The organism is Prochlorococcus sp. MIT 1323 (assembly GCF_047304905.1).
Taxonomy (GTDB): domain Bacteria; phylum Cyanobacteriota; class Cyanobacteriia; order PCC-6307; family Cyanobiaceae; genus Prochlorococcus; species Prochlorococcus marinus_D.
Map to the genome: position 1 here is coordinate 1,644,390 of NZ_CP138973.1, position 25,894 is coordinate 1,670,283.

At 48.0% G+C, this 25,894-nt stretch carries 20 protein-coding genes; 17 read left to right on the forward strand and 3 right to left on the reverse strand.

Features of this window, described 5'->3' with window-relative positions; translation table 11 throughout:
- Positions 1-36: 36 nt before the first annotated feature.
- The 12 genes from SIB68_RS08090 to SIB68_RS08145 all read left to right on the forward strand — a co-directional run bounded on the left by SIB68_RS08090 (position 37) and on the right by SIB68_RS08145 (position 15,325).
- Positions 37-597, forward strand: a complete 561-nt coding sequence (locus tag SIB68_RS08090; protein WP_063399225.1) for a hypothetical protein — start codon at positions 37-39, stop codon at positions 595-597.
- Positions 594-1,373 carry a class I SAM-dependent methyltransferase gene (locus tag SIB68_RS08095; RefSeq protein ID WP_063399226.1) on the forward strand — a complete coding sequence of 260 codons (780 nt, stop codon included), beginning with the start codon at positions 594-596 and terminating at the stop codon, positions 1,371-1,373. Before SIB68_RS08090 ends, SIB68_RS08095 begins: the two co-directional genes overlap by 4 nt.
- Positions 1,374-1,594: 221 nt before the next feature.
- Entirely contained in the window at positions 1,595-2,527 is a 933-nt protein-coding gene (gene miaA, locus SIB68_RS08100; protein WP_063399227.1) for a tRNA (adenosine(37)-N6)-dimethylallyltransferase MiaA, read from the forward strand.
- Positions 2,528-2,587: 60 nt separating this feature from the next.
- Positions 2,588-3,247 carry a translation initiation factor IF-3 gene (gene infC, locus SIB68_RS08105; RefSeq protein ID WP_063399228.1) on the forward strand — a complete coding sequence of 220 codons (660 nt, stop codon included), beginning with the start codon at positions 2,588-2,590 and terminating at the stop codon, positions 3,245-3,247.
- Between the two features lie 405 nt (positions 3,248-3,652).
- On the forward strand, positions 3,653-4,642 hold the full coding sequence (locus SIB68_RS08110) for a GntR family transcriptional regulator (protein ID WP_063399229.1): 990 nt from the start codon (positions 3,653-3,655) through the stop codon (positions 4,640-4,642).
- A 26-nt stretch (positions 4,643-4,668) separates the two neighbouring features.
- A complete protein-coding gene (cysE, locus tag SIB68_RS08115) occupies positions 4,669-5,418 on the forward strand; it encodes a serine O-acetyltransferase (RefSeq protein ID WP_063399230.1) in 750 nt (249 codons plus the stop codon).
- The gene (locus tag SIB68_RS08120; protein WP_063399231.1) at positions 5,418-6,239 is read left to right on the forward strand and encodes an ABC transporter permease; all 822 of its coding nucleotides are present in this window, start codon (positions 5,418-5,420) and stop codon (positions 6,237-6,239) included. Before cysE ends, SIB68_RS08120 begins: the two co-directional genes overlap by 1 nt.
- Before the next feature lie 28 nt (positions 6,240-6,267).
- Complete coding sequence (locus tag SIB68_RS08125; RefSeq protein WP_413681823.1) at positions 6,268-7,656, forward strand: ABC transporter ATP-binding protein; 1,389 nt, start codon at positions 6,268-6,270, stop codon at positions 7,654-7,656.
- 892 nt (positions 7,657-8,548) lie between these two features.
- The gene (locus SIB68_RS08130; RefSeq protein WP_063399234.1) at positions 8,549-9,871 is read left to right on the forward strand and encodes a beta strand repeat-containing protein; all 1,323 of its coding nucleotides are present in this window, start codon (positions 8,549-8,551) and stop codon (positions 9,869-9,871) included.
- A gap of 81 nt (positions 9,872-9,952) precedes the next feature.
- Positions 9,953-11,860: a tetratricopeptide repeat protein gene (locus tag SIB68_RS08135; RefSeq protein WP_063399235.1), complete on the forward strand. Its 1,908-nt coding sequence runs from the start codon at positions 9,953-9,955 to the stop codon at positions 11,858-11,860.
- Between the two features lie 171 nt (positions 11,861-12,031).
- On the forward strand, positions 12,032-13,819 hold the full coding sequence (locus tag SIB68_RS08140) for a beta strand repeat-containing protein (RefSeq protein WP_063399236.1): 1,788 nt from the start codon (positions 12,032-12,034) through the stop codon (positions 13,817-13,819).
- 225 nt (positions 13,820-14,044) lie between these two features.
- The gene (locus SIB68_RS08145; protein WP_063399237.1) at positions 14,045-15,325 is read left to right on the forward strand and encodes a beta strand repeat-containing protein; all 1,281 of its coding nucleotides are present in this window, start codon (positions 14,045-14,047) and stop codon (positions 15,323-15,325) included.
- A gap of 790 nt (positions 15,326-16,115) precedes the next feature.
- Here the strand turns inward: SIB68_RS08145 and SIB68_RS08150 are convergent.
- Entirely contained in the window at positions 16,116-17,015 is a 900-nt protein-coding gene (locus tag SIB68_RS08150) for a hypothetical protein (protein ID WP_155724871.1), read from the reverse strand.
- Between the two features lie 50 nt (positions 17,016-17,065).
- On the opposite strand from SIB68_RS08150, the gene SIB68_RS08155 reads away from it, so the two are divergent.
- Positions 17,066-18,310 carry a glycosyltransferase family 4 protein gene (locus tag SIB68_RS08155; RefSeq protein WP_063399239.1) on the forward strand — a complete coding sequence of 415 codons (1,245 nt, stop codon included), beginning with the start codon at positions 17,066-17,068 and terminating at the stop codon, positions 18,308-18,310.
- Complete coding sequence (locus SIB68_RS08160; RefSeq protein ID WP_063399240.1) at positions 18,310-18,699, forward strand: hypothetical protein; 390 nt, start codon at positions 18,310-18,312, stop codon at positions 18,697-18,699. The genes SIB68_RS08155 and SIB68_RS08160 overlap by 1 nt, the downstream gene beginning before the upstream one ends.
- A 138-nt stretch (positions 18,700-18,837) precedes the next feature.
- On the opposite strand, the gene SIB68_RS08165 is transcribed toward SIB68_RS08160, so the two are convergent.
- Positions 18,838-19,593 carry a sulfotransferase family protein gene (locus tag SIB68_RS08165; protein WP_063399241.1) on the reverse strand — a complete coding sequence of 252 codons (756 nt, stop codon included), beginning with the start codon at positions 19,591-19,593 and terminating at the stop codon, positions 18,838-18,840.
- Between the two features lie 32 nt (positions 19,594-19,625).
- Between SIB68_RS08165 and SIB68_RS08170 the strand changes: the two genes are divergently transcribed.
- Genes SIB68_RS08170 through SIB68_RS08180 form a run of 3 tightly spaced genes read left to right on the forward strand, consistent with a single transcriptional unit; the run spans position 19,626 to position 25,046 of the window.
- Positions 19,626-20,225 (forward strand): hypothetical protein, encoded by a 600-nt coding sequence (locus SIB68_RS08170; protein ID WP_155724872.1) that lies wholly within the window; start codon positions 19,626-19,628, stop codon positions 20,223-20,225.
- Positions 20,222-22,684, forward strand: coding sequence for a glycosyltransferase (locus SIB68_RS08175; protein WP_196757071.1), 2,463 nt, complete (start codon positions 20,222-20,224; stop codon positions 22,682-22,684). Before SIB68_RS08170 ends, SIB68_RS08175 begins: the two co-directional genes overlap by 4 nt.
- Positions 22,685-22,691: 7 nt before the next feature.
- Positions 22,692-25,046: a rhamnan synthesis F family protein gene (locus SIB68_RS08180; protein WP_081215459.1), complete on the forward strand. Its 2,355-nt coding sequence runs from the start codon at positions 22,692-22,694 to the stop codon at positions 25,044-25,046.
- A gap of 2 nt (positions 25,047-25,048) precedes the next feature.
- Here the strand turns inward: SIB68_RS08180 and SIB68_RS08185 are convergent, their stop codons facing one another.
- Complete coding sequence (locus SIB68_RS08185; protein WP_155724873.1) at positions 25,049-25,777, reverse strand: matrixin family metalloprotease; 729 nt, start codon at positions 25,775-25,777, stop codon at positions 25,049-25,051.
- Positions 25,778-25,894: the final 117 nt, after the last annotated feature.

Below are 25,894 nucleotides of genomic sequence, written 5' to 3' on the forward strand. Positions count from 1 at the left end.
GGCAGAATATGGCGCACTGCCTCCAAAGCTTCCAGCATGGTTACCGAATCAGGCCAGGGATTCATTCTCAATGGCGCTAACTACGACAGCAGCCAGCTCTCCCCTGAAGGCAAGCAACTTTTTGGATTATTCACAGAAGCCCAAAATGAACTAGGTCGCCTGGAGAACCGCAAATCGCTTTTTATAACTGCTCAGCAAAAACTGATCAACGATCTAAAACCATTGCTTCCTGCTCCAATCACATCGCCTCCAGAAGACACGGAATCACCCCCAGGCTTCATTCTTAATGGCGCTAGCTACGACAGCAGCCAACTCTCCCCTGAAGGCAAGCAACTTTTTGGCTTACTCGCTGAAGCACAGAACGAGCTAGCTCGCCTGGAGAACCGCAAATCACTGCTTCTAGCTGCTCAACAAAAGCTAATCAACGATCTAAAAGCTTTGCTTCCTGCTCCAATCACGTTGCAACCCGACGGCGCTGATAAAATCCTTGGCAAGGCCTCCGATGAAATTCCTACGACTACAGTCGAAAAACCCAAGGATGAGCCTGCACCATTCCCAGACAATATCCCCGAAGAAATACGCGCAAAACAACCATGAACAGCGATGCTCGCCAACGAGGTATCGAACCTAAACAGCTATTTGGCACGAACTTCAATATCAGAGACAAAGAAAAATACCTAAAGGCCATACAGCTTTTGAGAGAAAGTACGGGCGGACTCCCTATGTTTTGTGCAGACAATCTAATCACATGGAACAAAAATCTTTCATTCACCAGAGAAAATTATTTCTTGCAACTACTGAGCGGCGAAGAATCTGATCACATCGAAAAAAGCTGCATTTGGCGCCTATACATTTTGCTATACTTTGCAGAACTCTGCCAAAATATTGAGGGCGATTATATCGAGCTTGGCTGCCACAAAGGCACAACAGCAAAACGAGTAACAGAGAAAATTGACTTCAAAAATACAGGGAAAAAGTATTGGCTTTATGATCTATTTGAATGGAAAGAAGGTGACGAACATACTCACATGCCAGGCCATGACGAACCGAGAATGTACGAAAATGTAGTCGAACGCTTTGCCGACCAACCTTGGGTGACCGTCATTCGAGGCCCTGTCCCTAATTCGTTTGTGGAGGGCTTCCCCGAAACGATCGCTTTTGCGCACATTGATATGAACCATCCTCATCCAGAAGAAGAAGCACTCAAAAAAGTTTTACCAAAGCTAAGCCCAGGAGGATGCATCATCTTTGATGATTATGGGTGGTGGGGCTATTCAGCCCAAAAGCGTGTACTGGATCCAATAGCAGCAGACATGAACCTCAAAATCCTCGAACTACCAACAGGGCAAGGCTTGTTGATCAAAAACAGGTAATGGGTCTGAGCCGATACAAGGCGAGTCTTCTTGTACCTCTACAAATACAGAGCATCGTGCATCTAACTCACATCGAGCAATCAGCTAAAACAAAATTTTGCACTGTTTACTTGCACCGCTTAAGTTATGCCTAATGAAAGCTGAATAGAACGCTTACAGATCTGAGACTCTTGTATAACTCTCTGAGACGTCATTCCTAACAAGGGCAATCGCTTATACCCATGGCCGACGGCAGCGAATCCAACGAATTGAATAAACCTACTGATCTACCTCTTGTGGTAGTTGTGCTGGGCCCGACTGCCAGCGGCAAAACCGGCCTGGGAATCTCACTGGCCAAGCAACTAAAACTTGATGTATTGAATGTCGACTCGCGCCAGCTATACCGCGAGATGAGTGTGGGCACTGCCAAGCCCACGCCAGATCAACAGAGACAGGCACCCCATCAGCTGCTGGACCTGCGTGCTCCAGATCATCCGATCACCCTGCAGGAATTCCAGAGCATTGCGATGGCTGCCGTGACTCAATCGATCGCGCAATCGGGGATGGCGTTGCTCGTTGGAGGGAGTGGCCTCTATTTGAAATCACTGATAAAAGGCTTGAGGCCACCTGCCGTGGCACCGCAACCAGAATTGCGCCAACAACTCCAAAAGCTAGGCCAGGACATTTGTCACCCGCTTCTACGCCAAGCAGACCCCACAGCGGCAAAACGAATTTCAACAGCCGACGCATTCCGAACGCAACGAGCACTTGAAGTGCTCTACGCCACTGGCCAACCGATGAGTGCCCAACAAGGCTCTATCCCCCCAGCCTGGCGTGTGCTGGAACTAGGACTCGACCCTGCTGACCTAAGAGAACGCATCGCGCTCCGTACCGCCCAGCTTTATGTCAATGGCCTGATTGAAGAAACCGAAAGGCTTTGTTCGCGCTACAGCTCCGATCTTCCTCTACTGCAAACGATTGGCTATCGAGAAGCTCTACAGATCCTCCAAGGGCAACTGAACATAGAGCAGGCCAGGGCACTGACGACGCTTCGCACAAGGCAATTCGCTAAACGTCAGCGCACCTGGTTTCGTCGTCAACATGCCCCCCATTGGCTGAACGGTGAGGAACTACTGAGCGAAGCGCTCTCTCTGATCCAGGCAGGTCTAGAGTGAGAAAGCAGACAATTGCTTTGAACTCCTTTTGTCGTCTGCTCTTTTCCCTTATCTCACTGAATGCCACCACGTCCTCGTTTTGACCGTCGCGCCCCCGTCCGGGAGCTCCCCAACATTAATGACCGTATCAATTATCCCAAGTTGCGGGTCGTTGACGCAGACGGAACTCAGCTCGGGGTGATCAACAGGGAAGAAGCCCTTGATGTAGCAAAAGATCGAGAACTGGATCTTGTTCTAGTCAGCGAGAAAGCGGATCCACCGGTTTGCCGAATCATGGATTACGGCAAATTCAAGTTTGAGCAGGAGAAGAAAGCCAAGGAAGCCAAGAAGAAGTCGCATCAGACCGAAGTCAAAGAAGTCAAAATGCGCTACAAAATCGATCAGCACGACTACAACGTGCGCATCGGCCAAGCCGTGCGATTTCTCAAAGCTGGTGACAAAGTCAAGTGCACCGTTATCTTCCGGGGTCGGGAAATTCAGCACACTGCCCTTGCTGAAACGCTGCTACGACGCATGGCAAAAGACCTAGAAGAACAAGCAGAAATTCAGCAAGCTCCTAAGCGTGAAGGTCGGAACATGATCATGTTCCTGACACCACGCAAAACACCGCTGATCAAAACAGATAAAGAAAACCAAATGCCTACGCGTGCGGTTCGCACCATCACAGCCCCACCTCGAGCCAGTGCTGTTGCCAAAACACAGCTCAACAAAGATCAATAACTACCTACCTTCATAGGAATCAACCACCTGCTAGCCCTTCAGAGGAGCAAGAGCAACTCAGTGTGTTCGGGTCCATCAATTCAGAGGGGTCGACCCCTCTGAATTACCTCTTGCTCAACCACTTTTCAAAAACCTGCTGTTTCCGGCAGAAACCTGGATAGCCCGCCTGCACATCTCACCAGGTAGAACATCGGCCGCACCAAAGAGATCTTGCGCCTCAGCATGCAGTGAGGCAAAACCTTCGCAGTGAGAGCACCAGCAAGGCTTGCCCTGTATACGAATTCTCAAGGAGCTCAGCCGTGCCAAGGCCACAGTCAACTGTCACAGCATCACAGGACACACGCATGATTGTCATGAGGGCCTCCTGCTCTTTAAGGTGGCCGCATTGCAACCTGGCCTACCGGCGTGCGATTCCATATTCAGCAGGAAAGCGACATTCCGGCTTCGAGCCAGCTTTACAACCAGATTTGTTTCGCAATCGCCGCACGTCATTACCCACCTGGCCACAGACTGCCCAGCACTCGGCAGTTAGCCATGCAAACTGGCCTGCATCGCAACACGATCAGCAAGGTCTATCGACAGCTAGAGACCGATGGTGTGGTGGAAGCAATGGCAGGTTCAGGGATCTACGTACGCGACCAGCAAAAGCCGCGCGAAATCAAAGCACCTCCCCATATTCGCAATCGAGGCACACCCGACCTTGACCAGGAAGTGCGCAAATGCGTCGATGGTCTGCTCAATGCTGGTTGCACTCTGCAGCAGACTAGAGAACTGCTAACCCGCGAAATTGACTGGCGACTACGCTGCGGGGCGAGAGTACTGGTAAGCACGCCGAGAGAGGATATTGGCGCCTCCATGCTGATTGCAGAAGAGCTAGAGCCTCACCTTGATGTTCCAGTTGAGGTGGTGCCGATGGAGGAGCTGGAAAGCATTCTTGAAAGCTCAAGCAACGGAACCGTGGTGACCAGTCGCTATTTCCTGCAACCGCTGGAAGAGCTAGCTAAACGCCACGGAGTTAGGGCCGTCGCAGTAGACCTCAATGACTTCCGCCAAGAGCTCGCCATGCTGAAGGAGTTACGCCCGGGCAGCTGCGTGGGGCTGGTCAGCATCAGCCCAGGGATCCTACGAGCTGCCGAAGTCATCCTGCACAGCATGCGCGGCAATGAACTCCTGCTCATGACAGCTACACCGGATGTAGGCAGCCGCCTACTAGCCCTGCTCAGAGCAGCCAGCCACGTACTCTGCGACCGCCCCAGCTTGCCCCTCGTCGAACAAAGCCTGCGCCAAAACCGTTCCCAACTGATACGCATGCCGCAACTTCACTGCGCCGACAGCTATCTCAGCACCAACACAATCGAACAACTGCGCAAAGAGATTGGCCTGCTGGCCGGCTAAGTCAAAGACATCATTAACCTTGACAAATGCTCAAAGCCATCCTGGCCGATCTGGCAATTATTAAAGAGCGTGATCCAGCCGCACGTGGCTTGCTGGAGATCCTGCTCTGCTATCCAGGCTTTCAGGCCTTAACCCTGCATCGAATTAGCCACAGGCTTTGGCGCTCCGGATTGCCTTTACTTCCACGCTTACTCAGCCAGATCACCAGAAGTCTCACTGGCATTGAAATACACCCAGGCGCCCAGATTGGTCACGGGGTCTTTATTGATCACGGCATGGGAGTCGTCATCGGCGAAACAACTGAAATCAGCAATAAATGTCTGCTCTATCAAGGGGTAACCCTGGGAGGAACAGGAAAAGCCGAAGGCAAGCGCCATCCCACCCTGGCCGAAAATGTGGTTGTAGGAGCGGGCGCCAAAGTTCTAGGAGCCATTCACGTGGGGTCCAACACAAGAATCGGAGCCGGCTCAGTCGTTGTACGAGACGTCGAAGCAGACAGCACCGTGGTGGGCATCCCAGGACGCGTCGTGCATCAAAGCGGTGTACGAATCAATCCTTTAGCCCACTCAGCACTACCAGATGCAGAGGCTGATGTCATACGCAACCTGATGGAACGCATTGATGCCCTGGAAGGCCAGATCAGCAACATGCAGATCCTCCTGAAGAGCCTCTCCAGCGACCCTAACCTCAACGGCTCGATATCAGGACAGGCCCAAAACCTTAAAGACAGAGAAATCCTAGAGTTTTTAGGTGAAACACTGTCCGCTGATCCCTGATGCGGAGGGCACTCTTCCCTTCTCTTCAATGGCCTGGTGCTTTATGGCGCCATCGGGAACTTATTTGGAAACTAAGCAAACGTGAAGTCGAGGGACGTTACAGGGGGTCAGTACTCGGATGGGGATGGTCACTGATTACGCCCCTACTCATGCTGGCTGTTTACACGTTTGTCTTTTCTCAGGTGTTTCAAGCGCGCTGGGGAGACCTGGAAGCAAGCGGTCCATGGCTATTTGCAATCAATCTATTCGCGGGATTAATCGTTTTCAATGTTTTTGCAGAAACAACTAACGCATCTCCAAGCATTATTCTCAGCAACGCTAATCTCGCCACAAAAGTAATTTTTCCCTTGGAAATCTTACCAGCCATTACAGTAGCAGCAGCCATCTTCCATGGGGCAACCAGCCTGCTAGTACTTGGCGCCTTTGAAATACTTAGTCAAGGACAGATTCCCATCACAATTGTTTGGCTACCTTTGGTTTGGACTCCATTAATCTATGGGTGCCTAGCACTAAGCTGGACATTATCTTCCCTCGGAGTCTACCTACGAGATCTAGGACAAGTTGTAGGAGTAGTGACCAACTTGATGATGTTTCTTAGCGCGGTCTTTTATCCACTAAGTGCGTTACCGGAACGCTGGCAGCCATTGCTCAGACTGAACCCACTAGTCGTAGTCATTGAGCAGTCCAGAAGGGTTAGTATAGCAGGGCTTCCACCGTCACTAGATTATCTGTTTTGTGGAAGCTTCATCAGTCTGGTTCTATGCGAATTAGCATTTCGCGGCTTCCAAAGAGCACGCAGAGGATTTGCAGATGTTCTCTAACTCAAGTTCAGTAACTAAGCATCTACCGATGAACGACAATATCGCAATTCGAGCTAACGGGCTCAGTAAGTGCTATCGCATCTACGACCATCCACGTGATCGACTGATCCAAGCAATCTGGGGTCGCGATCGATTCGGAAAGCCAAAATTACGCTATCGGGAGTTCTGGGCTCTAAAGGATGTGAGCTTTAAGCTGGCGCGAGGACAAACACTCGGGGTAGTAGGACGCAACGGCTCAGGGAAAAGCACACTTCTACAACTGCTGTGCGGGACACTACTTCCCACTAACGGCAAAGTGGAAACAAAAGGACGAATCGGAGCACTCCTTGAGCTTGGAAGTGGATTCAACCCAGAATTCAGCGGGTTAGACAATGTCTATCTGAACGCTTCATTGCTTGGATTAAGCCAAACTGAAATCGAGAGCCAACTCGATGCAATCCTGAGCTTTGCTGATATCGGCGACTTTGTTGACCAACCAGTGAAGACCTACTCAAGCGGTATGGCTGTTCGACTGGCTTTTGCTGTGCAAGCACACATCAATCCAGATTTACTCGTCGTGGATGAAGCGCTGGCAGTTGGCGATGAGCTATTCCAAAAAAAATGCTATGCACACCTGAATCAGTTAAAAGAACAAGGTACTGCTGTACTTCTAGTTACGCATAGCTGTCCGCAAATCATTCAACACTGCGATCAGGCACTGCTGCTACACCGCGGGAGAATGCGCATGCTCAACACCCCAGCCAAAGTCACCACGACCTACCAACGGCTAATGAATGAAAGCGACAAAGGCTGGGATGAATACTTCGAAGAATATCAAGCCAAAGAGAGGAGAAACACTTGCACATCTAAAAGCGCGCAAAACCAAGAGCAATCAAACAGAAAAGCCTGGATGGACCAGAAGCTAGTCCCTAAAACGACAGATATTTATCAAAGCAAGGGAGGAAAGATCGTAGACGTATGGGTAACCTTAAAGAAAGGAAGCACATCCAAAAATGATCAAGTGAATCACTTTGAATTTGGTATTGATTTTAGTATTCATTTTGAATACGAGGCTCAAACAGCCCTGCAAAATGTAGCCATGGCATGCAACCTATCTGGATACGATGGGCAACGTATAAGTGGGCAATGCCATCCAAAAGATGCGGGCTTGCGGGTAGAAAGTCAAAACACAACGATAGAGCAGGACAGCCATTGGAGGACAGAGTTTAGATTTAGAGGGGGCTTTTGGCCAGGCATCTATTTCATCAGCGGAGGCCTACTGAGCTATCAGGATGGGGAACGTTCATTCATCCATAGAGTCATTGACATAAAAGCCATCCGTATCCTTGATACACATTTGATGCACAGGATCGGTGCATGCTCCCTCGGGACAGAAGACGCAACAGTTGTTTACTTAACAGGAAGGGACCCAGATTGAGCCAAGCAAAGGGCCTTTTAGCAACCAATCAAAACTTGAATTCCATAATATTCAAGAGCTTCCTACAAGGCACAACCTTCTTCACTCGTGCCGAATCAAAATCATAAAGTCAGCTCAGCGACACGTCTTGAACCTATGAAGGTCAGATAGAATGACTATCCCCAAAAACACCTTGGGCTTAGGTTGCGAACATGACTGAAGAAACAAAATCAAGAGAGAATGCGTCGCCTAAATGGAAACTAGAATCAACAACACTACTGAAATCAATCAACCTAAATCATCCATCAAAACGGGTGGAAACTGTGGAAATATCATAAATTGAATGAATTATCGAGATGAGTAAAAAGCTTAATGCATTACTATAAAGAAATGGCATGCCCTTACAATATTATTCTAGAAAGGGAATTTCAACTAAATCCAAGCAGCGCAATTTGAATATTGCCGCAAGAAGGCATGATCGATCCCTGGGTAATTCATTAATGGGCAGCAAACAACTGCAAAAAATCTCGCAAACCTAAAAATCTGAGCTCGAGAAGGTGTTGATGACCAGCTTAAATCCAAGTCCATTGCAGATTGAAATGAATGATTAACAGCAATCAAATCACGCAATTTAATTCCCTAAAATCAAAGCAAGCAATTCCTGAGCGTTGGTGCCAACCTTGGGGTTGTCAGCGTTTACTGACGGGAATTCATCGTTGCTCCAACTGTTGAAGCCATGGCTAATGCTTGTCAAAGTCAGAAGGTTTGGTAAAAAAGACTACGCAAAGGACAAAGGCTCGATTGTCCACTCAATGAACGCAGAGCAATGCAAATTGATATAATTTGAGCTTGATATTGCGGCGTTTTGTAAACGCTGTATAATCTCCACGTAACCTTTTCTCTCAGAGGATCCTTGGCTTTCACAACCGTTCAGGGCTCCGGCGCCAACGACGCCACCTCCATCGTTGGAACGTCCGGGGTTGACTCAACAATCATCCAAAACCTAGACAGCAACATATTTGTTGGCGCTCAAGAGGCTAACGATGCTGTTAATTTCACTAATTACAAAGCTCTAGTCTCTGACTACACAGTCAAAGGTGGGGCTGGTAACGACACCGTCGGCAACACAAACACCACTTCATTCAATACCAGCTACTTCAACGGAAACGCTGGAAACGATACGATCGCGATCACCAACGGCACGTCATCAACCGTCTACGGCGGCGCCGGCAATGACACCTTGAACGTTGCCACTCTTAATGGTGGGGTTTTAAATGGCAACAAGGGCGATGACACCTTCACAGCTACTGCCAATATCGGTGCTGCTCAAGTTTATGGTGGTGCCGGTGGAGATCAGCTACGCGCACTTGGCGGTCTTTCCAATGCTGGACTGAAAGGAAGTCTCGGCAATGACAACCTGAGTGTTACCGGAGCAGTTGGCGCTTCTGTCATCAATGGCAACGGTGGTAATGACACCGTCAACGCTGGTGGTGTCATTACGAGCTGGGCAACATCGACTGCCTTCGGTGGTGCTGGCAACGACACTCTGAACTTCTCCGCTGCTACCACTGCCACCGTTGGTCTTTACATTTCTGGTGATGACGGAAATGACGCAATCGACGGGGGTAGTGGTGACGACACCATTTTGACCGGGATCGGCACTGACACCGTTAGGGCACGTGCGGGTAATGACTCCATTACTGCCAATACAGGTGTTGATACGCTCCAATGGAGTGAGGCTGGTTCCACCAACGTTGATACAGTTACTGGATACTCAGCTACTGCAGACCGAACTGCCTTAACAGCTGCTGGTTTTACTGTTTCTGCTGGTTTGAATGCTTTCAGTCTCTCTGATGGAAACGGAGCTGACGTCGGCGTCGTTGCTGCCGGTGCTCTGGATATTTTAGCCAGTGCAGCTAACGGAACAGAGAACCTGACCAACGGCGGTGCTGGTGGCGCTGTCGTAGATATCTTGTTCCTGTCTACTGCCGCATCCACATTTGCTGCTGCCAAAGGAACAGGTGACTTAACCGTCGCCAACTTTGCAAGTAACGAAGCCATTACTACTACTTGGTACGATACCGATACCAGTGAAATGGTGATTCAAGCAACATGGGCAGATGCTGGTAATGATGACATCAACTCAGGTTCTGCATTTGCTGAAGTCGCTCGTATAGCAATGGCCCAAGCAAGTTACACAGCAGCAAACGTTGATGCAATGTTGTCAACCATCTGATGTCAATCAGATGACAACTCAAAAAGACCCTCCTTTAGAGGGTCTTTTTTTTTCTCCATTTTTTATTTTTTTGTCTTAGTCGTGAAAAAACGATTCAAGAACGTATTAACTGAAGAAGCCTACGCGCTTGCCTCAAATTCTGAATGGCAAGCTCTAAAAAACTTATTTAAGAAAAAGATTGTAGATAAAACAAAAACTTCAAAAGAGGCTAAACAGATGGCAATCGCTTTAAGTGATGAAGGCCTAGAATTAGCAAATTCAACAAAATACTTAGAAGCAGGTATTTACTTCTCAGCTGTTATTGCTCTTGTAGAGAATGATTCAGCAACCATTAGAAACCTAGCAGTTATCACCAGAAATCTTGGACACAAAAAAGCATCCTTATCATTTGCACAGAGAGCAGTACAGCTAGATGCGAATCATGGTGATAGCTGGAATACACTTGGAATTGCATTGTATGATCTTGGGCAATATGATCAAGCCCTAGAAGCATATCTAAATGTACTTAAGCTAGACGAAAATCATTCACATGCACTAACAAATATCTCAGGAATATACCATTTATATTCTGATATGGATAACTCGTATATCTATGCTTCTAGATCAGTCCATAACGCAAAAACAGATTACTTGGTTTGGAGTGATCATTTAACATATCTGAGAAGATGTGTAGATCTTGAACGGATCAAAAAGATTAATTGGCACGAATTAGTTATGCTTTGCCAGCATGCAAGCAAATACAATTCATTCTTAATGTTATTGGCTTCAACAGAAACACGGGAAGATAACATCAGAATGGCAACATTGGCAAAATTATGGGGAGACAGTCTTATTGATTTAGAAAAACACGAGCAACGCAATGACGACGGTTATCGCACTAAAAATAAAATTACAGAGAAAAAGGGTAGAATCACGATTGCATTTATAAGTCCTGACTTTCGGGATCATTCGGTAGCCAGATTTATATGGCCAATTTTTGAACATATCGATAGAAATAATTTCAACCTGGTTTGCCTAAGCAACTCAAATGTATGCGACCATTGGACACAACGATTCATGCAGAATTCAAATACATTTATCAATATAACTGCATGCAACCCAACTGAGATAAGAGACATTGCCACAAAAGAAGGTGTGGATGTCATGATTGATTTGGCAGGTTTTACCAAAGGAAGTCGACTACCAAATATGGCTGAAAGAATGGCTCCAGTACAAATTACCTGGCTTGGCTACCCAGGCACCACAGGTATAAAAAATATTGACTATATTTTTACTGATAGACACCTCATGCCTGATGATATCGACCTAGTCAATGAAAAACTACTAATTACAGAAGGTTCTTCATTGTGCTTTAGCGACATGCAAGAAGTAGAGATAACTGACAGGTCACCTGAAGATACAAGAGGTTTTATTACTTATGGCTCTCTCAATAATCCATACAAATTCACGCTTAATACCATAAGACACTGGAGCTCTATTATTAAAAAAACTAATAACTCTAAGCTATTTTTAGCACGCAGAGAATACGACTCTTATTATCTAAGAAAAAACTTAATCTCAGCTTTTGCGGAGCACAAAGTTACTCCTGATAGAATAAAATTCTATAATAACAGGGCTGAAAGGCGTCACTATCTTGACTGCTATAATGAAATTGATATTTGCTTAGACACAATGCCTCTAACAGGAGGCACTACAACAGTTGATTCTCTCTGGATGGGTGTACCTACTGTGACGTTAAAGGGGCCTGGCATGCATCAGCGGATATCGTCGACAATCATGCACCACTGCGGAATGAGTAATTTAATCGCTAATAATCAAATTGAATTTGAAGAAATCGCTTTACGCATTGCTCAAGACAAATCAATAAGAGAAACGATGCGCGCAAGCTTACGGGAAAAGCTTAAAAAAAGTAGCCTGTTTGACGGCAGGAAATTTACCATGGATTTCTCCGATGCAATCTACAATTGTTTTCGCAAAAATTCAAGCTAATCCTATTATTGAAATGAGCAAATCCAGCACATTGCAAACATTCAACTAATTGCAAGCAAAAAGTAATACTCAAATTTCAGAGACCAGCTTCGACCCCAGAGACAAAAGTGGCACAGCGGCAAGTGGAGGCAAGCTTTATGGACTATAGTAAATTACGTTTTCATGTCATTCATGGCCTTCACTACGGTCCCAGGAGCAGGCTCGTCTGACAGCGCCTCCTATTTTGGGACATCAGGGGTTGACAGCATATCTTTAATTAAGTCTGGCTCAGCCTTCGTAGGTGGTCGTCAAGGCAGTGACTCAATTAAATATGGACAAGGAGCTTTCGTTACCAGCAACATTACAGTCAAAGGCGGCAAAGGTGTTGATACTTTGTCTGCATTAGATTCAACCTCTAAGCTAACCAATAGCTTCGTCAATTTGAATGCTGATAACGATGCTTTCACTCTAAACAATGTTTCATCTTCTACGGTTTTTGGAGGCGCAGGAGTAGATACTTATGCGATAGATCAGCTCACCTCAACTTTGTTAAACGGAAACAAAGGTAATGATGTAATCACTTCTTCTGGATCATCTAGTTCCTCAATCTTCGGGGGGCAAGGTGAAGATGCTTTGACAATTAGTGGAGTACAAGCAGACTCTAAAGTTAGTGGCGATAATGATAATGACACCATTGCAATTTCAACAAGTGCCGATCTTTCGAATCACACCACAAATGGAAACGCTGGCAATGATTCAATCACCGTAAACGCTATTACCACTTTCACAAATTCAAATCTCAATGGTGGTGCTGGCACTGACAGTATCAACGGTGGTGCCTCAACAGTAGCTCTATTAATGTCAGGGGATGCCGGAGCAGACGACCTAACCGGTGGTAGCTCCACTGATACTGTCAATGGCAATGCAGGTGCGGATTCCATTGACGGTAACGCAGGTGCGGATACCCTGGATGGTGGCAATTCAGATGATATTTTTATATTCAATACAGGCGATGCTGCTGGTGACACCTTGAATGGAGGGAATGGAAATCAAACAAATGGAGATCTTATTCGAATCGATACAGCAACTGATTTCTCCACGATTACAAACGGAACTATTCTAACTGCGGCTGGAATTGAGAACATCAGAATGATGGGTGCTCATGCGGGAACATTCCTTGGCAGTCATTTAACTGGTCAGGCCATCAATGTGAATGATAATGCCGCAGGAAATGCAACCTTAGATGTTAATGTTAATGATGGTACAGCAGTTGATTTAACCAACCTAACCTTTACTGCAGTAACTGGAACAGCCTTTTCCGATACAAACGACATTATTGATATTGATCAGATTACTGGTGGTGCTCACTCAAGAATCACTGGCACCACCTTATCCGATAGTATTACCGGCAATACTGGAAACGACTGTTTAGTTGGTGGAACAGGTAATGACACCATTAGTGCGGGCGCCGCAGGTGGTAATGATACACTTGTCGGAGGCGTAGGTAGTGACCAAATTGATTGTGCCAATGGTAATAAAATTGTCGATTTTACAGCCGCCAATGAAGCTGGTGATACCATTCTAAACTTTGCAACAGGTGGTGCTACTGACCAAATAGAATTTCAAGACACTGTATTTGATGTGGCCAATTTCGGAGCTGGTGGTTTTAATACAAAAGTTTCTGTAGCAGCTATAGGTAATGGTGGTGCTGGTGGTACAAGTATTGCTGGTGCTGATTTAATTTGCAATCATACTAACAGCACTAACTACACTAATGCTCAAATAGATACTCTCCTTGCTGCGCAAAACGGAACATTTGATGGCGCTGTTTTCTGGTTAAATGATACAGGTGGCAATAGCACACTGTTTTATGACCCCGACGCCAATACTGATGGTGGAGGTAATCTTACCGTAGTCGCAAGCTTTACAGGTGTGGCTGATGCAAACTCTTTCGCCCTTACAGACTTTATTAGAAATTAATACTTGATTATTCACTATCTTTAATAGCAAAGCCGGCCATTTCCAATTTCAATCGTGCCTTGCTATTTTTTCAATAGTAAGTCATTATGACTTACTATTTGGTGCATAATTGAACACCCTCAATCGCCAGTTGTAAGATCTGGTCACACTTTTTATCCCGCTGATGCTTGACTAGGTCGCATCAATAGTTGTAAGATGAACTTTGATTAGAAATCAATCAATTAAATGTCTTTCACGACCACACCGGGTGCTTCTGCTACCGATGCTACATCTTATCTTGGCACCTCTGGCGCGGATTCGATAGACATTACCAATAGTTCTGTTCCTACCTACACCGGTGGGCGTGATGGAACTGATACTATCCGCTACGACAATGATGCAAAAGGCGAAGGTGCATCGAATCACACAATAAAAGGTGGTAAAGGGAAAGATGTTGTTACAGCAATCAATACAACCGCAAGCTTAGCCTCAGGATTCATCAACCTGAATCAGGATGACGATCAAGGCACTTTTAATGCAGTAACAAAATCTACGATATATGGTGGCGCCGGCATTGACACCTTAAGCGTAGGCTCGCTGGCCTCGTCGATATTCAATGCCAACAAGGGCAATGATTTAATTGAAACTTTTGGGACAGCCGCATCTTCTGTATTTGGAGGAGCAGGTGAAGACACCCTAAACATACGTGGTGGGAATGATGATTCAATCATCCGTGGCGATAATGACAATGATGTGATTAATTTATTAGCAAGTACTACTTATTCAAGCAATACGATCAACGGAAATGCTGGTAATGATTCGATTACCGTCAATGCAATTACTTCCTTTACTAACTCCAATATCCTTGGTGGTGCTGGCAACGACACCTTGAATGGTGCTACTGCAACTGTTGCACTTAATCTAGCTGGTAGCAACGGCAACGATATTGTTACGGGTGGAACTGTTGCTGACACTCTACTTGGGGAGGTCGGCTCTGATACGATCACCGGCAACGCGGGAACAGATTCATTAACAGGTGGGGGTGGCATAGATCATTTCGCTTACACAGCAGTAGGTCAAGGTGGTGCTTCTGTTGCTGTTGCTAATGGATTGGCAGCTGGAGATACCATTACTGATTTTGGTGGGGGTAGTACTGATAAAATAAGTATTGCTGCTGCTTCTTGGATTGGATCCGGTGCAGCGGCCGCTGCCGGCGCCCAAAATGCTTGGGATATTGGTGCTAATGCATTCTTTATCCTGACCGGTCAGAATTTAAATTACCAAGCTGGCACGACAACTGGAGCAAATGTTTCAACTGTGGTCGGTACTATTGCTAACGGTCAAACCAATGATGTTGCCTACGTTGCAATCCAAGACACTACCGGCACAAATGAATATAATATTTTTCAATATACACTTAAAAATAACAGAAATGGCGCGGCCATCGCAAATAATGACGAAGTTGCTCACGTAGCCACTCTTACTGCTGCACCCACTCTGGTAGCCGGCGACATTGTATTTGTTTAATCATTAACCAACAAGTGAATAGTCTTCATAAATTTTATAAGGCTATTCACTTGTTGGTGAATCATGATTTCCATCTAATCCGTCTATAGGCGGATTTTTTATGTCGATTGGATCTAATAAGATAGGACATTCCATTGATGAAACGAGCCATCAAAACATACTTTTATGACCTGCAAATAAACTTAGCTGATGGATTGAAAAGTACTCTTTAACTAAAAGATTGGAATTCATCCATGAGCACATCAGCCCCAATGAAAGCAGGATGAAAACCAAGCATAGACTGCTTTAACGATAGCAAAATCAATACAACTCGAATGCGAACTCAATATTATCCTACTGACCATAATGATTGCCTCTAATTGACCTTTTATTGACAAATGCAGCACAAAGCAAAGACTAACTTCACCTACATTCTATAAATCTCTGCAGCCAATTCTCATCTGTTAAAGCTCTTAAGCTATTGCAATAAAAGCGCATATCATCTAAACAGCACTTTTCAATAACTGGACTCAATCAAAACCTTTTTAACGCAATATAGATATCAAAAAAGCATAGGAGAGAAACCCAAGACAGACCTCATCGTCATCTCATCGCTTAAGCTTAAATCGAATCAATGCAAAGGCTTAGATGCTTGCAACTAGTTTGCTTTATAATTGATCCCTAGAAATAGGGCTTAAGAATATTCAAAGCAATGGGATTTACCCGATGTAAAGCTTTAGTTTGGGGTCAGCCTATTCGCCAATATGCGGCCCCAATCATCATGCAATTATGGCCTCTTTTATCATTCTCTCTATCTACGAGGCAGTTGATCTAATGCTGACAAAAAGGATGGATTGCTGTGCTCAAGCATCAAAAATCGTCTATTCGACCAAGATGGTTTAAGCACAGGGTATACATTCAAAACCGTACCTGTTGCAGCAGTTTCAAGCGGACCAACAAATTGAGCTGGTGGCCAAGGCAGGGAACGCAATTGAGTCAGTTGCTGTTCACTCAAACAAAAGCTGCCGGAATGGGGATTGAGTGCTCGCACAAATATGACTTGCTGACCATCCCAAAATTGACCACTAGCCACCTCCTCTTCATCACTTGCCCATACTGCAGACTCCTGTCCTAAAGCCTTAATCGGGCCATCAACAAATAACTGCTGTGGGGCGTTGGCTACCGTCGGCTCCCGGCGATGCGGCATCAACACAAAGCGATGCTGCGTACGCTCAGTAAACCACCATTGTTTATCGACATACAAGGAATCCTGTATCACTAGATCATCTTCCAAATACAACGAGAGGTCGGTGGGATTGGCATGATCTATCAAGGCGCGCGCAGCACGCAAAGGGAGTTGACGTGGATCCTCAAGTTCCAGCTGATGCACTTGTAAGCGCCCAGCAAAAACGTCCACAACATCCTCTAGCCAATCCTGGCCTGTCACAAACAGGTGCAGATCCACTTGCACACCAGACAAACCCACAGCCTTTGCAACAGGCGTACGCTCAAGATGTTGCTCGGCCATATTGAGGATCCAATCCTCAGGCGCACGGTTCAATCCCAACACGCTGCCCAAGCAACGAGCCAGCGCGAGGCTGCGTGGTAATCGATTACCGCGGCGGCCGGAACCGTAACCACCAATGCCCTCGCTTGCCCCCTCGCGGAAGAAATGAGGGATCACAACCCGCAGGCGCAGCGGTGCTGACATGCTGGATCCGAAATCAGGCACCATAATCTGCTTGCAAGGGCATAGTTGCCGTGAAACTCTTGTTTGTACACCAGGGCTTCCCCGGTCAGTACATCCATATACTCCGCGCACTGCATGCCCAAGGCGGCCATGAACTAGTAGGGCTGGGCATCAACGAAGCCGCCGAGCCCCTGCCCGACAGCGTGCAGTACTTCCGTTACAGCCTCAACCGTGGCAACCAATCCGGACTCCACCCCTGGGTGACGGATCTTGAAACCAAAGTGCTCCGAGGAGAGCCCTGTGCAAGGGCCGCCGCTGAACTTAAGCGACAAGGCTTCAGCCCAGATCTCATATGTGGTCATCCCGGCTGGGGTGAACTGCTGTTTATCAAAGACATCTGGCCGCACACTCCCCTGCTCACCTATCAGGAATTCTTTTACAACCCGAGGGGCTTCGATTACGACTTTGATCCCGAACTCCAAGGCGAACCCCCCTGGGAAAACTGCGCTGAAATCCGCATGAAAACTGCGAACCAGCTGCTCAATCTGGCATCCAGCACTTGGTGCATCACCCCCACTCATTTCCAGCGCAGCACCTACCCACAAAGCTGGCACAACCACATCAGCGTGATTCACGACGGCATCGACACAGTTAAAGCTTGCCCCAATCCCAATCCCAATCCCGTCACGCTGTCCGACGGCACCGTTCTATCTCCCAGCGACAAACTGATCACCTTCGTCAATCGCACGCTGGAGCCTTATCGCGGCTGCCATTCCATGATCCGAGCAATTCCAAAAATTCAACAACTTCAACCAGACGCGCGTTTATTGATCGTGGGTGAAACCCAAGGTGTTAGCTATGGAGCCGTTTGCCCAGAGGGAGAGTGGACAGACATCTTTCTAAAAGAGATTGAAGGGCAATACGACGCAAGCAAAGTGATCTTTGCCGGCAGAGTGCCTTATGAACAATTTCTGCCGATCCTTCAACTTTCCCAAGCGCACGTTTACCTCACCTATCCCTTTGTTCTCAGCTGGAGCTTGCTAGAAGCAATGAGCATCGGCTGCGCCATTGTCGGCTCAGCCACAGCACCAGTGAAAGAGGTAATTAAGCATGAGTACAACGGTTTGCTGGTTGATTTCTTTCAACCCAATGATCTAGCAGAAGCGATCGACGCTCTACTACAAGATCGACGCAGGGCTAAGAGCTTGGGCGAAGCTGCGCGCAACACTGTGCTGGACAGGTTTGAACTAACTCATTGCGTGCAGCAGCAGCTCAGCCTGCTCCAACTGGTCGCTAATGGAGCACTAGGAAGTTAATGGAAATACCTGCCGAACCATGCGTGGAGAATTTCCTGCAAGAAGCACAGCGGCTAGGGGTAGCTGTGCGTTGGCAAAACAAAGGCATGCACAACCTCGATGCGGCCTACCACGCCACACCCGGACGACCAGGAAAAATATTGCTTACACGCAAAGGCAAACAACAGCCCACCCAAGTGGAACTCTGCACCCTGCTAAGCCACGAAATGGTCCATGTGCTGCAGCACTGGGCTGGCGATCTCCACGCCACACCACCGCTGGGCTGGCCAACAAATGGTGCGCCACAGGGACGCAAACTATCCAAGCAAGAAGCTGAGGCTTACAGCGCCCAGAATCACCCCGCCCGCGTACTCAAAGCAGTTCGTGCTTTGCGGCCTCGGCTCAATTAGCCGTCAATGTGTCGCTGAGAGCAAAGATCGGCATCATTATTTGTGCCCTACCTGCAACCGCACAGCAAGTCGCCAAGTGCTCCCAAGCCCTTTTTAAACTGGGCGAAAGAAAGATCAACCATGCTGAAGAAGACGTCATCAGAACCTCCAGCGGATTCCGAACTGCTTCTCCACCCAGGTATAAGTGGGCGCCAATTGATCCCGCAAAGCGGTTCGGATTGCAAGATGCACTTCAGCACCTTCTCCTTGTCCAGCATTGGCAGGTTTAGCAAGCTGCGGCAATGGCATCCAAACCAAACCGAGAAAATCCAACACCTGCTTCCACACCTGCTCTGGTGATACAAACAAGTCTTCGCTGCGCAGGATCAGCAACTGCTCGGCTGAAAAATTGTGCTGCCAATCGGGCAACTGCTGCTCGTAGCGGCTGCGGCTGAGATAACTGTGTTCCTGATGGCTGCGGTGGTGACCATCGATGGCCTCAAGTTGATACGTAGCTCCCTGCAACCTTTCAGACTCTGCCGCCAACGCTTGCTCAAGATCGAATTGCTCCAGTCCGAGCCTGCGGGAATGAAAATATTGAGAGATCGCGCGCTCCACCGGATCGCGTAAAAGCACGATCAAACGAGCATTTGGCAGCAACCTCTTAATGCGCACTGGGGCCTGGGGATGAAAGAGGTAATACGGCGTAATCTCCCCGCAACGCTGCCCCTGATGGGCTGGCGCAAACTTTTGCCGGTACCAATCATCACCCTGGATGTAATGCAAGCTGAAATAGTGCAGTTCCTTTGTGGCCGGAAGAAAAACACCAGGATGCTGATCGAGCAGCTTGTGCAGCGTGGTGGTACCACCTTTCTGCACGCCAAGACCAATAAATTCAGGTAAGCAGCCACTCATACACTGCACCCTTGGGGATAGGCGATCCAGCCATGATCATCGCTGACAACTTCCTTTGGCTACATCTGCCCAAAACCGGCGGTACCTCCATGAACCATCTGTTCAGAGAGCGATCGCTAGCTGGTATCAGTATCGATCCAGATCACAAAGCTGAAAAGCATGATTCAGTGGCCTTGCGCGAAAGCCGCGGCTCATGGCGAGCGGGTAGTCGCCAACGATTCATTACCGCAAGGCGCCTAGAAGCTTGGCTGATCAGTGACTGGCAGCACAAAAGGCGACACATGAACTTGTCAGATCTTGCCTTTGAACCGGTGCGCAGTGGACTGTTCTATTCCCTGCGCCTGGGTGGGACCTGGGTAGCGGCTGACTGGTGGCTGCATTACTTCAACGTGAATGAAACCTGCACTGCCCTTCGACTTGAACATCTCCCTGACGACCTCAATCGCCATCTGCTGCCACTGCTTCCAACAGCCACGGCTCCCTTCAAGAACTTGCCCCGCGAAAACGCAAAGCCCCAGCAGCATATGGAGAAAGCTACTTTCACAAACGAGGACCGCGAACGCATCAGAGCAGTGAACCCTCGCTGGAGTTACTGGGAAGAATGCGTCTACAAGCAGGACCGCCAAACATGAGCACAGATCCACCCTTGATCCTGGTGGTGGGTATGCACCGCAGCGGAACTTCCCTACTTGGCTCCATTCTCGAAACACTGGGAGTTGCCATGCCTGGACCCCTGATCCCCGGCGATATCCACAACCCTGATGGGTATTTCGAACGCAGTGACATCACGGCCCTACAAGAAGAGCTCCTCATCGATCTAGGCCGCTGGTGGCCAAGCGCAGCCGGCCTGCAGCCCCTAGCAAACGACTGGATGGAAAGTCCCCGAGCGCAAAGGGCTGCCAACTGCCTGAAACGTCTACTCAGCGCAGACCTCCACAGTCAAACAAACTCCTGGGCGATTAAGGATCCCCGCACCTCATTACTGCTCCCACTCTGGAAAGAGGTCTGCAACGAACTGACAATCCCGCTCAAGCTACTGCTGGCAGTGCGCAACCCAGCGGAAGTAGTCGTGTCGCTCGTGGAACGCGATGGAGGCACTGCAGCAATGGACGAGCAGCGTGCCTCGGGGCTCTGGCTTCGTCACCACCAGCAACTGCTTCATGACAGCGATGGCTTGCCTTTATATGTGCTCGATTACGGCCGCTGGTTTAGCGACGCCGAAGCTCAAATCGAAGCACTAGCAGCGTTCTGCCAACCGCAGGGAATAGCACCCTGCCAAATCGAGCAAGCAGCGGCCTGCATCAAACCGCAACATCGTCGCAGCCAAACCCGGGCTGAAGAAATCTCACTGAACCGCAGCGTGAATCGCTGGTATCGGCATCTGCGCAAGGCTGCGAACACAGGAGACAGTGCAGCACTACGAACCTGGAGCAAAAGAGAACACCAGGCAAGCAGATCCCAAGCAGAGACACATCCCTGGCAAGCCGCACTCGATGCTCTTGGAGCATCCAACCCATCCGCACTGGAACACTGGATGACCCAGGGAATTCCTGAAAGCAGCCTCAGACATCTCAGCGCTCTTAACCACCCTGGCTTCCCCGGAAGCGACCCCAGTGCGCATGACGGGCCATTGTTGCCGACAACCCTTCACCTTGAATTAATCGGAGCCGATCTTGAGCAATGGCACAGCCATCTCTGGATCAATCAACTTCCCATAGCCGCCAACACCAAGCTGACCACGAACGCTGGAGTCAATCCGCAGGCCACACTTCATCTTCAGCCCCTGAGCGTCACTGCTACAAACCCAGCTCTGCTGCTTGCACTAAGCCGACGCGAACGCGTCTTTGATCCCGACCCTACACAGCTGAGGCTACTGCGCCTACTGGGCGTGAATGCTGAACCGCTACCCGCCCGATTGGCAGGGCATTGGCTCAACAGCCCAACTGAGTCAATCTCTGCACTTGGCTTACCAAACCCCAATGCTCTTGCAAGCATGCAAACCGCCTGCCTTTGCCTTGGAACCAGTAGCGATCCCAACTGGCTGACCCCCCCCGCGGGCGTCATGCAGCTGCCCTGTTTCCCCCCAGCGCCTGCTCTGCAGGCCTCCCAAGCCAAGCTGCTGGCGCAGTGGATCAAACACTGCCAACAGCTTGGCTTAGCTCTGGCAAGACTGAATCCAGAACCCTATGAACGCCACTTATTCAGGCAGCTGGATGTTCCATGCTTTGAGGATCCAATCAGTCCTGAGGAGCTACTCAAAGAACTGCAATGGCGCAGCGCTGGACAACCAGCTTCTCCGTGCGTAAAGACACCCATTCCAGCAATCGAGCGGCTCTGGGAGCACACCACTGCAACCTCACCTCGAGCTGCCATCTGCATCAGCTCCTTCAATTACGCCGATCGCCTGATACAAGCTTTGAACAGCAGCAAAGCTCAGACTCTCCAAGAGCTTGAACTAATAGTTGTTGATGACGCTTCCAATGACGACAGCGTGAAGCTCTGCCTGGCATGGCTAGAACAACATGGTTCACGCTTCTGCGGAGGGCAGCTAATCCGCCATCACACGAACGGCGGTCTGGCCTCAGCTCGCAATTCAGCCTTCGCAGCTGCGCACTCACCCTGGTGCTGGGTACTGGATGCCGACAACCAGATCGACCCAACCGCCCTTGAGCATTGCCTCTACATCGCGGAAACTAGTCCAGCCAGCACTGCAGTTGTGCACCCTTTGATACGCATCCTCAATGATGCGGGTCAGCCAATAGGGCTAGTCGGGAAGGGACATGCCTGGCAACGGGAGCAACTGCAGCACGGCAACGCGATTGATGCCATGGCCCTGATCCGTCGCAGCGTGTGGCAGACCGTTGGGGGCTATAGCCACATCCCAGGTGGATGGGAAGATTTTGACTTCTGGTGCAAGCTCATCGCTGCTGACTTCCATGGTGTGATCTGCCCAGAGGTGCTAGCGACTTACCGACAACACGGTGATTCGATGCTGCAAAGTCAGACCAACCAACGTCAACGGCGACTGAGCCGTTTGCTGCAGGAACGTCATCCGTGGTTGCAGCTGGCCTATGCCAAGCCGGATCGCTGAATTTTGAATGACTAGTTCGTACTCTCTTCGTGGACTACTCAATACTGGAGCCGGTCGCAAACTCAAACCTTTATTGCGTTGGGCTTACACGCGACTTATCTGCAATGAACGTGTTTTAACACGTGCAGGCATGATCATTAGAAGTGGCGTCAGAACGCATGATTCCACAAAAGAAACTGTTTTAGTCGTCAGTCACGAAGCGAGCAAAACAGGCGCACCAATCCTGGCTCTAAATCTTGCACAAAATCTTAGCGATACACACAACGTTGTTGTGATGCTTCTTGAAGGAGGAGAACTCCAAGAAGACTTCAAAAAAAATGCAACAACAGTCATATCAACTCGCAATAACTTTATCAACTGCACAGTTGTACGAAGGGCACTAAAACGCATAGATCAATCCAAAAAAATTCGTTTCGCAATAGTAAATTCAGTTGTCTCTGCTCCATTAATTGAGCCCCTAAGGAACGAAGGAATCGCCTGCTTATGCTTGGTGCATGAGTTCGTAACTTATATCAAGCCTTTGGATATTTTCTCAGAAATCAGTATATGGGCTTCGAGGATTATTTGTTCGACACCGCTCACATGGAACGACATAGTCAGGAACTGCTCTCACTTAAACGATGTTCAAGCAATTATTTTGCCGCAAGGTCGCTGCACTCCACCTAAGCAGGTCAAACAAAAGAAAGCCAACAATAAAAAGTCTGAGGATATTTCATCAAAAGATCCTGCGACAGACTTCTTCAAGAAGCTCGCAAAGGACACATTATTAGTCATGGGGGCAGGTGCGATACAACCTCGCAAAGGAGTCGATCTATTTATAGCAACAGCCCAACAAATTCACAAACAAGCCAGTGATCTCAACGTCAAGTTTGCTTGGATTGGGAGCGGTTATGACCCTAATCATGACTTCAATGTATCGGTTTGGATTAAAGATCAAATTGATCGAAGTGGTCTATCTGAGAGAATCGTGATTCTTGACGCATCTCCTGCCTACAGCAAGTTAATCAGTCGCAGTAATATCTTCCTCGTAAGTTCGAGACTAGATCCCCTGCCCAATGTCGCGATTGACGCAATCCTGGAATCAACTCCGGTTCTTTGCTTTGACGAAGCTTGTGGATTCGCGACCCTCCTAGAGAAACACCCATCTCTTCATGAAGTGTGCGTAGCTCCGTACTTTGACTGCAATTCTTTAGCGACAAAAGCTACAGCATTATTACGCTCCCAAGAAATGGCAACAAAAATCAGCGAGCAACTAAAAAAACTAGCTCAACAATGGTTCCACATGCCAACCTATGTACAACAGATAATCGAACTGGGCAATACAGCTTCCAAGGAGGTCGAGAAGGAAGACGCTGACATAAAAATCATCCTAGATTCAAAGGTCATCAACAGGGGATTTCATTCAACAAGCGAAAAACTAACCGACTTAGCGCTAACACAACGCTATGTTTTTGCTTGGAAGAATAATATCCACAAGCGTAAGCCCTTTCCTGGTTTCCATCCAGGCATTTACCTCGAAAGCCAACAACCAGCGATTCAACAACATGATCCACTGGCCCATTGGATAGAAAATGGAAAGCCAAAAGGGCCTTGGCAGGTTCCTTTAATTGAAGCATCTAGCACAGTAGAGAAGTTACCAAGCAACAATCAGGTTGCTTTGCATATTCACGTTTTCTACCCTGAATTGCTGATCCAACTTATCCAACAACTTCAATGCAATACATTGCAACCAGATTTGTTTATTAGCTATTCGAATTCAGAGCTGAAACCTGCAATCGAAAATGTTCTCAGTCAATACAGACAGGCTGCAAACATGCACCAAGTTCCAAACCGTGGACGTGATATAGGCCCTTTAATTAGTGAATTCGGCCGGGAACTCGATCGAAATTATTTAATTCATGGCCATCTACACACCAAAAAAAGTGCACTTATAGATCAAAGAGTGGCATCACGTTGGCGAGATTTTTTATTAATGAACTTACTGGGAAATGCGAGATCACCGATGCTCGATCGAATTGCATCGAGATTCCAAACGGACAGCAACCTAGGCATGGTTTTCCCAGATGATCCGGGTTGCCTGGGCTGGACAGCTAATCGAGCTGAAGCCGAAAGACTGGCCTTCGCTCTTGGCATCACAAATCTGCCAGAGGCAATCAACTTCCCAGTAGGCACAATGTTCTGGGCACGCCAAGGAGCACTTCAACCGCTCTACAAGCTTGGACTGAACTGGAACGACTATCCAAATGAGCCCCTTGGCTACGACGGCACGATGCTGCATGCAATTGAACGCCTACTGCCGCAAATCTGTATGAAGCAAGGTTTCAAATACGCCATGACCCATGTGCCGGGCCTTACCCGTTGAAATCAATGAAGGTGCCCTAATATCTGCTCAAAAAAATGATCGCGACAACCACCCTGGAATGATCCGAACAGCCAATCCAAATCAGAATGCTCGTGAGATCCAGACGCAGCAGAATGGTCTAGAGCCAAAACATGGACTTGTTCATCAAATAGCATCGATGCAGATTCTCCATGATGATCATGGGCAAGCAATCCTCCATTGATCAAAGGATCAGCATATTCACTACCCCAAATTAATTGCAGCGCTCTCAAATCATTACGTGTAAAAGTATTTGACCATAAACCAAACTGAGGACTACGATAAGCCATCACAGTCTCTTCTGGATAAGCGCTATTCCATGGATCAGTAATCCCATCAACTGCATCACCATCTGAATTATCAAAGGGATGCTCTAAACCCAGGCTATGACCAAATTCATGTAATGCCGCATATCGAAGATAATTCTCATTCCCTCTGAAAGCAGGCTTATTGAGCATAATTTCCCAAAATGGCGCCTGACCCTGGGTTTGGTTGGCTAAAGCAAGCCCCAGTATTTCACCAGAAGCATCTGGAATCTCAATAGCTGTATCAAAATAAATACGCAAATCAGCATCTTGCGGTCTCTCCGTAAAGCGGAAATCGAGTGCAATCTGTTGATCAATGGCTGAGACTGAAGACAAGAAATAATCCACAAAAGGATCATCCATAGCCAAAGTGTGGATAACCTGTGGTCCGAAAACGCCTCCACTCACTGAGACAGGTCCAGCCTCACGCTGGATGTAGATATCGAAAAATCCGTCTCCAGCGATGCTGCGATCAAAATCCTGGCTCCAAGGATCGATTAAAGCTTCGACAGGAAGGTCACGAAC

Excerpts from the sequence above, each read along its gene's own strand:
- SIB68_RS08140 (WP_063399236.1), top strand. The coding sequence starts at position 12,032 with ATGGCCTTCACTACGGTCCCAGGAGCAGGCTCGTCTGACAGCGCCTCC.
- SIB68_RS08125 (WP_413681823.1), top strand. The coding sequence starts at position 6,268 with ATGAACGACAATATCGCAATTCGAGCTAACGGGCTCAGTAAGTGCTAT.
- cysE (WP_063399230.1), top strand. The coding sequence starts at position 4,669 with ATGCTCAAAGCCATCCTGGCCGATCTGGCAATTATTAAAGAGCGTGAT.
- SIB68_RS08090 (WP_063399225.1), top strand. The coding sequence starts at position 37 with ATGGTTACCGAATCAGGCCAGGGATTCATTCTCAATGGCGCTAACTAC.
- miaA (WP_063399227.1), top strand. The coding sequence starts at position 1,595 with ATGGCCGACGGCAGCGAATCCAACGAATTGAATAAACCTACTGATCTA.
- SIB68_RS08180 (WP_081215459.1), top strand. The coding sequence starts at position 22,692 with ATGACTAGTTCGTACTCTCTTCGTGGACTACTCAATACTGGAGCCGGT.
- infC (WP_063399228.1), top strand. The coding sequence starts at position 2,588 with ATGCCACCACGTCCTCGTTTTGACCGTCGCGCCCCCGTCCGGGAGCTC.
- SIB68_RS08145 (WP_063399237.1), top strand. The coding sequence starts at position 14,045 with ATGTCTTTCACGACCACACCGGGTGCTTCTGCTACCGATGCTACATCT.
- SIB68_RS08175 (WP_196757071.1), top strand. The coding sequence starts at position 20,222 with ATGAGCACAGATCCACCCTTGATCCTGGTGGTGGGTATGCACCGCAGC.
- SIB68_RS08170 (WP_155724872.1), top strand. The coding sequence starts at position 19,626 with ATGATCATCGCTGACAACTTCCTTTGGCTACATCTGCCCAAAACCGGC.
- SIB68_RS08160 (WP_063399240.1), top strand. The coding sequence starts at position 18,310 with ATGGAAATACCTGCCGAACCATGCGTGGAGAATTTCCTGCAAGAAGCA.
- SIB68_RS08095 (WP_063399226.1), top strand. The coding sequence starts at position 594 with ATGAACAGCGATGCTCGCCAACGAGGTATCGAACCTAAACAGCTATTT.
- SIB68_RS08120 (WP_063399231.1), top strand. The coding sequence starts at position 5,418 with ATGCGGAGGGCACTCTTCCCTTCTCTTCAATGGCCTGGTGCTTTATGG.
- SIB68_RS08150 (WP_155724871.1), bottom strand. The coding sequence starts at position 17,015 with ATGTCAGCACCGCTGCGCCTGCGGGTTGTGATCCCTCATTTCTTCCGC.
- SIB68_RS08165 (WP_063399241.1), bottom strand. The coding sequence starts at position 19,593 with ATGAGTGGCTGCTTACCTGAATTTATTGGTCTTGGCGTGCAGAAAGGT.